Origin of the sequence: Acetobacter orientalis (assembly GCF_000963965.1) — a bacterium.
Classification (GTDB): Bacteria; Pseudomonadota; Alphaproteobacteria; order Acetobacterales; family Acetobacteraceae; genus Acetobacter; species Acetobacter orientalis.
This window is the reverse complement of the sequence record NZ_BAMX01000017.1, coordinates 17,576-28,929: the sequence shown is the minus strand read 5'-3', so window position 1 is coordinate 28,929 and position 11,354 is coordinate 17,576. Positions and strand designations below refer to the sequence as shown.

Genomic DNA, 11,354 nt, shown 5'->3' with positions numbered 1-11,354 from the left:
GGGTGTTTAAGGCCCTTAACCATTTTGGCGCGGTGGGCGCGGCATTTGGGGTTCGGGTTTAAACAAAATTGCTGCGCAAATAAGGCCGGGTAAAATGGCAAAAAGCGGAATGAGCGGAATAAGGGCCGTATTCCGGCTGGCAAAATTTTGTGTCACCAAATTAAGGGCGAGCAGGCCTACAACGGTCAAAATTGCGCCAAGGGGGCGTTTAATGTTGCCATGGCGTGAAAAAACCCCACGAAGAATGGCAAACAGACCAACCATAGCATAGGAAAAACACGTAAGGGGTGACGTAAGCCTGCGCCACCCTTCGACCTTGCGTTTGCCAATGTCAGACGCGGCAACAAGTTGCGTGTTGGGGTGCAAAAGGTCGTGCAAAGGCATTTCGGCCGCGTCCATATCTCGCGAGGTATTTTTTTTGCTTGAGGACAGATCCATGGTGTCTTGCTTAAACACAAGCATATCAAGCCGTCCTGTTTTGCGGTCAATGACCTGACGGGATCCATCATAGAGTATGACCCGAGGCGTGTCGTTTACGACAAGCAAAGAGCCACGGTTGGCAAGAATGGTTGCATGGCGGTCTGGTTGGCGGTCGTCTTCTACTACAATCCCGTATAGCGTGCCGTCATGACTACGTGCGCGAATATAGACGGTCATGACATCAGACATTTTGGTGAAAACACCTTCCTGAAGCAAGGAAGCCGCCATTTTATTGCGGATTTGAAACTCATATTGCCGGAAGGCATGAGAGGCGTTGGGGACAATCCATAAATTGAGAAGAAAGCCTAAAAATGTGGAGACCAAAGCACACGCAAGGCCCGGCTTGGCAAGAGCAAACGGAGAACGGCCAGCAGCGCGCATAACGGTGAGTTCGCGGTCTCCTGCGAGGCGCTGATACACAAAGAGGCTGACGACAAATGTGGTGATGGGCAGGACAACAGCGACAAAAAAAGGAATGAGCAGGCTGGTAAGCTCAATAAATACCCGCAAAGACAGACCGCGATCTACCACCAAAGAGACAAAGTGCAGCGATTGCATAAGCCATATGAGGGCAGCCAAGCCGCCGGTGCTTGCAATCAGAGCCAGTATAAGTTGGTGAAAGACGTAGCGATCCAACGTTGGCACGTTGTTTTTAAACCACGACAAAAGGGAACGGGCGGTCATGTGCCTTATCTACTCCCTCCTGGCATAAGAATAACAGCCCCTTATTATAAATAGGGAAACCAACCAAGTGATATATAGGGAGAAGATAAGGCCGAAAGGTGGCTTTGCCACCCTTATGTGTAGAAAAATATATTTTAAGAAGAGAGACCTAAACGACTCTTAGAATTCCTCGTAAGTGTCGGGGTTGCCACCAAGGCGGTTATTGCTATCTAGCTTGGCTATGGCTGCCAGATCGTCTGCATCTAGTGTAAAGTCAAAAATTTCCAGATTGGCGCGCATGCGGTCTGGGTTGCCTGATTTTGGCAATGGAATAGCGGGCAGTTGTGTTGCCCAGCGGAGCATGATCTGACCGGGGGAGCGGTTGTGCTTTTCAGACAGCCGGACAAGGGTGGGGTTGTCCATCAGGCCTTTGCCTAGGGGTGTCCAACCTTGCGTGAGAATACCCAAGCGCTTGTTAACAGCCAGCATGCTTGTTTGTGGAAAGTCTACATGTAGCTCAATTTGGTTAACTGCTGGTGTTACGCCCGTTTCTTGAATGAGACGCTCAAGGTGGGCCTCCTGAAAATTAGACACACCAATAGAGCGGATTTTGCCCTCTTTTTGTGCAGCAATCATGGCTTTCCAGCTTTCGACATACAGGTCTTGGGCGGGAAGGGGCCAGTGAATGAGGTAGAGGTCAACGTATTCTACGTTAAGGCGTTGTAGGCTGGCATCTAGGGCATGCCGTGCTTTATCGTATCCTTGTTCTGCCCCACGTAGTTTGGTGGAGAGAAAAATATCTTTACGTTTTATTTCTGACGCTTGAAGGGCGTTGCCAACGCCGGGTTCATTTTCGTAGCTGGCAGCGGTATCAATCAGCCTGTAGCCGGTAAGCAGTGCAGCTTTTACCGCAGTTTCTACCTCTTGGTCTTTCATGGGGTAGGTACCAAAGCCCACGGCGGGAATGGTGTTGCCGTTATTTAGTGTGAGGAGAGGAGCTTGGGGCATAAGAAAACCTCCGTCAGTTCGTTAGTGAGTTGCTCAGCTTCACCAACGCAATGAAAGGGCGAGACGTTCCGGCAGGTATTTTAAAACAAGCTTGACCCTGCATTGCATACGGAACGTACTAGAAAAGAAGAATAACCCCGGCAGACCCTGAGTTGTCGCTATTATGGTTACCATTATGCGCAGCCGATTCTGTATGCGCAAACTCACCAACGAGGTTGAGCCAGTCTGTCAGGCTGTAATAGACAGCACCAACCTCAGACTGGTTGCGGCGTACCAAAATAGAATCTGTTTCTCCGGGGGCTTGGTAGAGATTGCTCACACCGTAACTGCCAACAACCTTAAGTTTTTTGGTAAGGTTGTACATGGCTTGCACGTAATACCCTTCAGACGAGCGTTTGCGCCCGTTTGCGGCTACGCCGTCAAAAAACAGGCCGGTCGTACCCAAGCCACTCCCGCGATAGTAGTATGCGACCCCTTGGAAGCCTCTGTAAGTTATTTTAGCCCCAATTTCGCCCGCTTCGGCCATGGCGCTTCTGTGCTGGCTTTCTGCTATGGTGGTGCTTGTTAGACCTTGATGATGCTGCACAAGGAAGCTGGCCCAGATACGTGTTTGTACCCCGCCAATTTTGAAGTCGTAGGTACCTTTACCCTGTACCATGGGAGAGGAATGCTGCGTTGAGCCTGCAGAAAGGTTTTCACCGGCATAATTGAACTCATCCAATGGCTGGAAAATGCCAACAGAGCCTTGGAAACCATGAATAGTGGGGGAAACGTAGGAAATTTGCGGGATCCAGTCTGCATAGACATAGCCCACGCCAATGCGGCCTAAAGAGGTATTGCCGGGGGCGGCGTTGCTGCCCGTTGAGCCGACGCTCAGAAGTGTGGCGTCGTTCAAAATGGCGTCGCTCCCGAAAATGGCGAGGTCACGGCCAACTTTAAAGGTACCCACCTCTTTGGTGCCAAAGGTTACATAGACCTGACGCAAATCTATGCCTGCGGTGCCAAGGCCCACGGGGCTACCGCCTGTATTGGCGTTAAAGGCACCGTTTTTGGCGTTGTTAACACCGGGGTACATACCAAGCACAGCAGACATATCGATTCCGGACTGGGTTGTGCTGAGCTTAAGCAAGAACCCCGCAGGAAGTAGACCGTTACGCACGGACGACGAGTCAAAACCGCTAGATCCGGTTGAGACCCCACCCGCAACGGGCCGCCCGCCAGCAGGGCTGTTGTAGGTATAAAACCCGTTGATAAAGCCAGAAAAATTAATATCTACAGGCCCGGCTTTAAAGGTTAAGCCTTTGCCGGGTACGTATTTTGCCACACGGACAACGCTGGAGCTGTTCATCATGTTTTGTGTGGACAAAAGAGCTTGCTGAGCAGAGCGTGCGCTGGCTTCTGCGCGGTCTGCTGCGAGTTGGGCGCGGGTGCCCGCATCGCCCTCTGCGCCGGGGTCAAACTGAATACCATCTTCATAAGCAGACTGAATGCTGTGCGTGCCTTGGCCTAGCGTATGGTGTGTGGAAGCAGTAGAGGCTGTGCGCGTGGCATGTGGAGCGGAACTAGTTGCACGTTGTGGGGTTGGGGTGCTGGTTCTGTGAATATGTTTGCTCAACAACGTGTTGTATTCACGTTGGGTTAAGCTGCCTTTTGCACGCAAAATATCGAGCAGATCACTGTAGTCATCTGCGTGGGCTTTGGTGGAAAGGGTCAGTGGTAAACAGACCGTGGCAACGAGTAGTGATGAAAAAACGAGTGGCTTTGTGAGGGCCATAACGGTCTGCTCCTTGGGGTAATACCCTTGTGTGGAAGAACAGACTTTCTGCCGTCAACACAGTAAGGACTACACAAACAAGTGTTGAGAAAACGCCTCTTTTTGCTGGTTATTCAGTAAGTTGTGATGGGGTGCGGCTTTTTTGCACCTGTTTATTTTGTCTGTATGGCCCACTGAAATAAGGGGAGGTGGTTTTAGAAAAATATTAGAAATCAGCATGTTGCAAGATTTTGTTGCTAGAGAATAATGTTATAACACTAACGTTTTGAAAATAAAGCAAACACTCTGGCCAGCACTTACAGAAGGTGAGCTATGTTCAAACCACAGGCTACAGCCTGTTCTCTAGCGCTGCCACAGGCGTTTGCGTGTTAGATTATATGGCTCTGGTTCCCGAATATCACGGTAAGTTTACTGGATATCTTGGGTTGGAATCACGCGGTGGCGCACAACTTCGCCAATAATCACAAGAGTAGGGCTGGTCACTTTGTGCGTAGTTGCAAGGGCTGGAAGGGTTGTAAGAGTACCCTCAAAAACCCGTTGCTGTGCAGTCGTGCCCCGTTCAACCAAGGCGGCAGGCCAGTCTGCTGGTAGTCCATGCTCCTGCAATTTTTCGCACAGGAAAGGCAGCATATTGAGCCCCATATAAATAACCACAGTTTGGCCCCGCAGGGCTATTTTGTCCCATGCGAGTTCGAGGGTACCATCTGCGCGGGCATGGCCGGTAATAAACAGGCAGGCCTGCGCGCAGTCTCTGTGTGTAAGGGGAATGCCAGCGTAGGCAGCGCAGCCATTGGCGGCAGAAATACCCGGTACAATGCGGAAGGGCACGCCTGCTGCCACGAGAGCTTCCATTTCTTCGCCACCACGCCCGAAAATGAAGGGGTCTCCGCCTTTCAGGCGCAAAACGCGCTCACCGGCCTTAGCGCGGCGTATGAGCTCATCGTTAATGCCTTCTTGGGGCAGGGTGTGGCGGTTACGTTGTTTGCCAACAAACACCCGCTCGGCATCGCGCCGCACGTAATTGAGAATATCTGGGCCAACCAGATTGTCGTATAAAACCGTGTCAGCATCTTGCATAAGGCGCAGGGCGGCCAGAGTAAGCAGGTCTGGGTTGCCGGGGCCAGCACCTACCAGCCAGACTTCGCCTTGTGTTTGCTGGGTTTGCGTTAGGTGCTCCAATTCTTGCTCGGCGGCCTGAACATTACCTTCTAATGCTAGGTGTTGGCCTTTTCCGTCAAGAAAGCGCTCCCATATTTGCCTGCGTTCTGAGGTGTTGGGCACGTGTTCACGCAAGCTCAGGCGTTTGCTTTGCATAAACTCAGCAAGTTTATGCAGGCCAGCGGGTAGTATTTCTTCAATACGCGCACGCAGCCTGCGGGCCAAAACAGGGGCTGCTCCACCAGTTGAGACGGCAATTTGTACGGCACCGCGTATGGAGAGTGCCGGAGTAATGAAGCTGGAAATGGCTGGGTCATCAACCGCACACACCGGCACATTGGCGGCTTGGCATAGGGCGGCTAGTTCTCGGTTTAAGGCTGCGTCATTGGTTGCAACATAAACAAGGCGGCAATGGGCTAGACGTTTTTGCACGTCGTGTGCGCTGACATCTGCCAGCACATGGGTAATGGCACCAGATTCTGAAAGGCGCTGGAGTTCTGGCGTAAGGCTGGCAGAGAGCACTTCAACTTTTGCACCTGTTGGCACGAGTAACTGCACTTTGTTAGCTGCAACATTACCGCCCCCAATAACAAGAACATGTGCATCTTGCAGGCGCAGTACGATGGGGAACCAACTGGTTTGAGAAGAAGATGTGTGCATGACCAAAAGAGCAAGCAGGGTTCCTTGTTTTGCGCAAGGCTTCTCAGCCACGTTGCTACAAAATAATGCTTATTTTTTGCGTTATTGTTTTGATTGCCATGATGCAGCCGTCATCTGGCTGGAAAGAAAGCCTACCTTGTGCGCAATGCCAGCGTATACGGCTAAAAATAAAAGAAGCAGCACGCGGCTTTTGCCGTTAAAGCAGAGCGTATTACTTTGCATGGCCCGCATTATAACAGGAGAGTATTAGAATGGCAGTGCCAGACACCATTACTGTGCCAGATACAGAGCTGCACCGTTATGCGAGCCACCCGGTAAGGTTTTTACTACGGTATATGCGCCAGCGTGCGTTTGCGCACGTTATGGTATTTGGCGCGGTGGGTATGGCCATAGGCTGCTCGGTGCTCTCTTCTTACGGTATTCGCCATTTGGTGGATATTATGACCACAGCTGGGCAGGCCGGGCCGGGCCGCGCTGTATGGAGCGCTGTGGGTGTGCTTATTGGCCTGATTGTTGCAGACAATATTTCGTGGCGTATTGCCGGGTGGTTTGCCTCTGGCACATTTGTGGCAGTTACGGGTGATATTCGGCAAGATTTATTCCGGTTTTTGACCGGGCATTCCCCGGCTTATTTTTCTGAGCGTATACCTACCTCTTTGGCGGCGCGTATTGCTACGGCAGGTAATGTTAGTTTTGTGCTGGAAAACATGCTGGCATGGAACGTGCTGCCACCCGCACTCAATGTGGTGCTGTCTGTCTCGCTCATGCTGTCGGTTAGTTGGGTTATGGGGGGCGTTACCGTTATTACGGCCTTTGGGTTGTGTTTTGTTATGTTCAGGCTGGCAATACGGGGGCGCAGGCTACACGGGCTGTATGCTGAAGCCGCAGCAGGGCTAGAGGGAGAAACCCTTGACGTTATGGGCAATATTGCGCTTGTGCGTGCTTTTGGCATGCGTGGGCGTGAGCGCCTGCGGTTTAACGCGCTTGCCCAAAATGAGATGGGGCAGAGGCTTAAGTCGCTCCGTTATATGGAGCGGCTGCGCATGGTACACGCTGCCCTAACAGCCATACTCACCACAGGTTTGCTCATATGGGCAGTTTTGCTCTGGCAATGGGGGCAGGCTACTGTCGGGCAGGTTGTTATGGTTATTACACTGGGCTTTGCCATTTTACATGGCACCAGAGATTTAGCGATGTCTTTGGTTGAAACCATACAGCACAATGCCCGGCTTTCTGAAGTTCTGTCTGCTCTTTTACTGCCGCACGATATGCCCGATGCAGCAGATGCAACCGCTATTTCTGCACCAGTGCGGGGAGATGTTGCTTTTAAAGATGTGAGTTTTGCTTACCCTAATGGCGCACCTGTTTTATCGGATTTTAATTTGCACATTAAACCCGGCACAAGAGTGGGTCTGGTTGGGCGGTCTGGCTCAGGGAAAAGCACTGTGCTGGCTTTGTTGCAGCGGCTACGGTTTGTGCAAAGCGGGAAAATTTTGATTGATGGGCAAGATATTCGTGGCTTGACCGATGACGCCTTGCGCGGGTGCCTTTCTATTGTGCCGCAAGATGTTTCTTTGCTGCACCGTACAGTTATGGAAAATATTCGCTACGGCAGGCCAGATGCCAGCAATGCAGACGTATTTATGGCAGCACAGGCCGCCGGGTGCCGAGACTTTATTGAGGCCATGCCAGAAGGGTTTGAAACACTGGTAGGCGACAGAGGCGTTAAGCTTTCTGGCGGGCAGCGGCAACGTATTGCCATAGCACGCGCTTTTTTACGCAATGCCCCAATTCTCATTCTGGATGAAGCGACGAGTGCTTTGGATACAGAAAGCGAAGAGCATGTGCAGCATGCCCTAGACCGTTTAATGGTTGGGCGCACGGTTATTGCTGTTGCGCACCGGCTTTCAACTTTGCGTAATTTTGATAGAATTGTTGTGATGCAAGACGGCAGGATTGTGGAGGATGGCTCTCCCGCCACGTTGGAGCAGCAAGATGGCCCGTATAAATACTTTTTGAGCAAGCAGGTAACGCACGCATGACATTGCAGGATGAAGCCCTTTCCAACCCGTCTGACCGCCCTACTGGCCGGGGTGCGCTGGCGGCGTTTGCCTACCAGCAAATAAGGGATAGGCTGATTCACAGCTATTACCGTGGGGGGGAGCGGCTTGTGCTCCGCCCGCTTGCTGCCTCTCTAGCGCTTAGCCCCACACCTGTAAGAGAAGCCTTGTTGCGCCTTGTTTCGGAGCAGGCTCTAGAGCTTGATGAACGCAACACAGCACGTGTGCCGCAAATTTCGCGCGCTGCTTTTTTAGAAATTCATGCGCTGCGTGGGGATATAGAAGTACGCTTAAGCCGTAACGTGGCAGAGCATATTACGGCAGAACAAATACAGGTTTTAAGAGAGCGGCATGATGCTTTTATTGAAGCCTATCAGGCTGAAGATTCGCACGGCACAGCAGTAGCGAATGCGGCCTTCCATAGTGCTGTGGCTGATTTTTCGAACTTAAGCCTTACCGCAGGGCTGATGCACAGTTTATGGACGCGCATTGGGCCTATTTATGCAGCCGCTAATGGCCTGCCAGATATTAGCCCGGCAGATAAAACGCACCCGCATTTACAACTGATTGACGCATTTGCGGAGCATAACCCTGAAAAAGCAGCAGAAGCGATGCGACGTGATTTTGCACAGGCGCAGTCTTGGCTGGGGCCTTTGCTACCATCATGAGGTGAGGGCTTGTATTTTGAGACAAAAAAACCTGCGGCATAAAGTCGCAGGTTTTTTTGTGTATTCTATAATCGAGTGTTTAGGCTTTTTGTGCTGCGACTGCTGGCTTTTTATCGGTCAGGCCGGGCACTTCAACGTCAATTTCAAGTAATGAGCAGTTGGCTTGACGGTCAAGCTTGATCTGCACTTTGTCTTGGTCAATTGCAACGTGGCGTTTGATAACTTCCATAATCTCACGGTGCAGTTGAGCCAGAAGGTCATCTTTGCCATCACCTACGGAAATGCGTTCGTGTGCCAACAAAATTTGGAGGCGGTCACGCGCGATAGGAGCAGATGAGCGCTTTTTGAAAAAGCTGGAAAGGAAGGAACTCATGCCACTCTCCGTTTAAACAGCCAGTCGAGAAGGCCTTTACGCTCAGCCGGAATGGTCACTTCCAGCTTTTCACCGTTCAGGCGGCGTGCGGCATCTGTGTAGGCGCGTGCCGGAGGGCTTTCAGGTTCTGCAATGGTAACGGGTGCGCCTACGTTAGAAGCGCGCAGCACATCGCTACTTTCAGGAATAATACCTAAAAGCGGAATAGAGAGAATATCAAGCACGTCATCTGTGCCCAGCATGTCGCCGCGTGCGGCGCGGGCTGGGTCGTAGCGAGTGATTAACAGATGCTTGTCAATTTTCTCGCCTTTTTTGGCCTTGTCTGTCGTGCTGTCGAGCATGCCGATAATACGGTCACTATCGCGTACTGAAGACACTTCAGGGTTCGTGACAATAACCGCAACGTCAGCGTGGTACATTGCTAGTTGGGCGCCACGCTCAATGCCTGCCGGGCTGTCGCAAATAACCCAGTCAAACTTGCTGCGCAGTTCGTTAATAACCTTCTCGACACCTTCTGCGGTCAGGGCGTCTTTGTCCCGTGTTTGCGAGGCGGGGAGGAGAGAGAGGTTTTCAACCCGTTTGTCTTTGATGAGGGCTTGGGCAATGTTGGCATCGCCTTGAATGACGTTGATGAGGTCAAACACCACGCGGCGTTCGGCACCCATAACAAGGTCAAGGTTACGGAGGCCAACGTCGAAATCGACCAGCACAACCTTTTTCCCGCCTTTGGCGAGCGCTGCGCCCAAGGCGGCTGTGGTCGTTGTTTTACCAACACCGCCCTTTCCTGACGTGACGACCAGAACCTTTGACATTGGTCTTTTTCCTCTAGTTTTTGTCTTAGTCTGTATATGCCATCATCAGGGCATGACGGCCTTTGAGAGTGAGACTAGGATACAATTAGTTTCTAAAAAGGGAACGGAGAATATTTGCATAAACCCGGTTTATTTTGCAGTGCCGACCGTAATTACGCCATAGAGCGGAAAACTACGGTTTCATTTTCAAGAAAAACCTGAGTGGGCTTGCCGTTGTGCTCTGCCCCCATTTCTTCGGCTGTTGCATAAAACCCATCAATTGCAACAAGTTCTGCAGCTAGTTGGCGTGTAAAAATACGTGCGGCGCTATTACCGCCTATGCCTGCTATGGCCCGCCCACGCAGCGCACCATATATATGAATAGAACCGCCTGCAGATACTTCTGCGCCGGAGGCAACGGGGCCAAGCACGATCACATCTCCATTAGGCCAGACAATATGCTGGCCGGAACGCACTGGGTCTTCAAGGATTAAGGTTGTAGAGGCCGGGTTTGGGGCTTCGTCTTTGTCTTCTTTAAGGCTTTCAACTTCGCGGCCACCACTTAGGCTTGCTGGCCAGTCCCACTCAGCGACGGCAGGCCATGTTGGGTCTCCATTTTCTATGCTGATAATGCGTACCCCCCTTTCTTCCAGCGCGCTTTTAAGGAAGGAAAGGTGCGGGGTCTCAGCCGTTAGGCGGTTGAGGTCAAGAATAATGGGTTTTCCGGCAAAAAAACCGGCAGAGCGGGCCAGTTGCGCATCAAGTGCGTTCAGCCAGTCAGCCAGAGGGGCCTCTGGAGTTAGGGTGAGGGCCAGAAACGACCGGCCAGACAAACGAATACGGGGAAGAGAGGACGTGCCGGACAAAGGGTATGGTCTCGCTGGATAAAATCAGACGGGTAATGACGTGCCTTAGTGGTATCGTTATGGGGCGTGTGTGTCGAGTATCTGTACAAAGAGAATAGGTTATACGTTTTTGAACGCTGTTTATATCATTTATCCTCTGGCAAGACGCCCGACAATGTCATAAATCTGTTGCATGCGTACGCTCTATCATCATCCCGTTTCTCCGTATTGCCGCAAGGTTCGTCTTGTTTTGGGTGAAAAGCGCTTGCCTTTTGAACCCATTATAGAACGCGTATGGGAGGAGCGCCCGGAGTTTATAGCCATGAACCCCGGGGGGGAGGTGCCTTTACTGGTAGAGGATAACGGGCTTGTTGTGCCTGATTCGCATGTTATTTGCGAATATTTGGAAGAAGCTTATTCCGACACGCCTCTTATGGGCCGCACATTGGCTGAACGTGTTGAAGTGCGCCGCCTTGTAGCTTGGTTTGACGGACATTTTGCCCGCGAAGTAACCAACCGCTTTGTTGTAGAGCGCGTGATGAAAAGGCTGAGCGGCAAAGGTAACCCTGACGGTAGCGTGCTGCGTGAAGGGTACGCAGCCATGAAGCCTAACCTGAAATATGTGAACGGGCTTACAGAAAACAGAAATTGGCTGGCAGGTAATTTTCTGTCTTTGGCAGACTTTGCTGCTGCCGCCCATTTATCCTGCCTAGATTTTATAGGGGACATAGACTGGTCACGCGCCCCAGCAGTGCGGGACTGGTACGCCCGCATGAAGTCGCGCCCCTGCTTTAGGCCGTTATTGGTAGACCGCGTTTCTGGCATTACCCCACCAGATTACTATGCAAACCTTGATTTTTGACGCAAAGTAGAC

General features: G+C 51.6%; 10 protein-coding genes. 3 read left to right on the top strand and 7 right to left on the bottom strand.

What is annotated here, in order from left to right; genetic code table 11:
* Positions 1 to 15: 15 nt before the first annotated feature.
* The 4 genes from Abor_RS07410 to cysG all read right to left on the bottom strand — a co-directional run bounded on the left by Abor_RS07410 (position 16) and on the right by cysG (position 5,743).
* Positions 16 to 1,164 (bottom strand): LptF/LptG family permease, encoded by a 1,149-nt coding sequence (locus tag Abor_RS07410; RefSeq protein WP_048841219.1) that lies wholly within the window; start codon positions 1,162 to 1,164, stop codon positions 16 to 18.
* A 159-nt stretch (positions 1,165 to 1,323) separates the two neighbouring features.
* Positions 1,324 to 2,151: an aldo/keto reductase gene (locus tag Abor_RS07405; RefSeq protein ID WP_048841218.1), complete on the bottom strand. Its 828-nt coding sequence runs from the start codon at positions 2,149 to 2,151 to the stop codon at positions 1,324 to 1,326.
* 118 nt (positions 2,152 to 2,269) lie between these two features.
* Entirely contained in the window at positions 2,270 to 3,925 is a 1,656-nt protein-coding gene (locus Abor_RS07400) for a porin (protein ID WP_048841217.1), read from the bottom strand.
* Between the two features lie 408 nt (positions 3,926 to 4,333).
* Positions 4,334 to 5,743 (bottom strand): siroheme synthase CysG, encoded by a 1,410-nt coding sequence (cysG, locus tag Abor_RS07395; protein WP_048841216.1) that lies wholly within the window; start codon positions 5,741 to 5,743, stop codon positions 4,334 to 4,336.
* A 251-nt stretch (positions 5,744 to 5,994) separates the two neighbouring features.
* On the opposite strand from cysG, the gene Abor_RS07390 reads away from it, so the two are divergent.
* Together Abor_RS07390 and Abor_RS07385 are read left to right on the top strand one after the other, a co-directional pair.
* A complete protein-coding gene (locus Abor_RS07390) occupies positions 5,995 to 7,785 on the top strand; it encodes an ABC transporter ATP-binding protein (RefSeq protein ID WP_048841215.1) in 1,791 nt (596 codons plus the stop codon).
* Positions 7,782 to 8,471, top strand: a complete 690-nt coding sequence (locus Abor_RS07385; RefSeq protein ID WP_084594422.1) for a GntR family transcriptional regulator — start codon at positions 7,782 to 7,784, stop codon at positions 8,469 to 8,471. The genes Abor_RS07390 and Abor_RS07385 overlap by 4 nt, the downstream gene beginning before the upstream one ends.
* A gap of 79 nt (positions 8,472 to 8,550) precedes the next feature.
* On the opposite strand, the gene minE is transcribed toward Abor_RS07385, so the two are convergent.
* The 3 genes from minE to minC all read right to left on the bottom strand — a co-directional run bounded on the left by minE (position 8,551) and on the right by minC (position 10,501).
* Positions 8,551 to 8,844, bottom strand: coding sequence for a cell division topological specificity factor MinE (gene minE, locus Abor_RS07380; RefSeq protein ID WP_048841214.1), 294 nt, complete (start codon positions 8,842 to 8,844; stop codon positions 8,551 to 8,553).
* Positions 8,841 to 9,656 carry a septum site-determining protein MinD gene (gene minD, locus Abor_RS07375; protein WP_048841213.1) on the bottom strand — a complete coding sequence of 272 codons (816 nt, stop codon included), beginning with the start codon at positions 9,654 to 9,656 and terminating at the stop codon, positions 8,841 to 8,843. The genes minE and minD overlap by 4 nt, the downstream gene beginning before the upstream one ends.
* Before the next feature lie 152 nt (positions 9,657 to 9,808).
* The gene (minC, locus tag Abor_RS07370) at positions 9,809 to 10,501 is read right to left on the bottom strand and encodes a septum site-determining protein MinC (RefSeq protein WP_048841212.1); all 693 of its coding nucleotides are present in this window, start codon (positions 10,499 to 10,501) and stop codon (positions 9,809 to 9,811) included.
* 172 nt (positions 10,502 to 10,673) lie between these two features.
* Between minC and Abor_RS07365 the strand changes: the two genes are divergently transcribed.
* A complete protein-coding gene (locus Abor_RS07365; protein ID WP_048841211.1) occupies positions 10,674 to 11,342 on the top strand; it encodes a glutathione S-transferase family protein in 669 nt (222 codons plus the stop codon).
* The last annotated feature ends 12 nt before the right edge of the window (positions 11,343 to 11,354 follow it).

What these genes read in the sequence shown, in the direction of transcription:
- minD (WP_048841213.1), bottom strand. Translation starts at nt 9,656, where the DNA reads ATGTCAAAGGTTCTGGTCGTCACGTCAGGAAAGGGCGGTGTTGGTAAA.
- Abor_RS07410 (WP_048841219.1), bottom strand. Translation starts at nt 1,164, where the DNA reads ATGACCGCCCGTTCCCTTTTGTCGTGGTTTAAAAACAACGTGCCAACG.
- Abor_RS07400 (WP_048841217.1), bottom strand. Translation starts at nt 3,925, where the DNA reads ATGGCCCTCACAAAGCCACTCGTTTTTTCATCACTACTCGTTGCCACG.
- Abor_RS07385 (WP_084594422.1), top strand. Translation starts at nt 7,782, where the DNA reads ATGACATTGCAGGATGAAGCCCTTTCCAACCCGTCTGACCGCCCTACT.
- Abor_RS07405 (WP_048841218.1), bottom strand. Translation starts at nt 2,151, where the DNA reads ATGCCCCAAGCTCCTCTCCTCACACTAAATAACGGCAACACCATTCCC.
- minE (WP_048841214.1), bottom strand. Translation starts at nt 8,844, where the DNA reads ATGAGTTCCTTCCTTTCCAGCTTTTTCAAAAAGCGCTCATCTGCTCCT.
- Abor_RS07390 (WP_048841215.1), top strand. Translation starts at nt 5,995, where the DNA reads ATGGCAGTGCCAGACACCATTACTGTGCCAGATACAGAGCTGCACCGT.
- cysG (WP_048841216.1), bottom strand. Translation starts at nt 5,743, where the DNA reads ATGCACACATCTTCTTCTCAAACCAGTTGGTTCCCCATCGTACTGCGC.
- Abor_RS07365 (WP_048841211.1), top strand. Translation starts at nt 10,674, where the DNA reads ATGCGTACGCTCTATCATCATCCCGTTTCTCCGTATTGCCGCAAGGTT.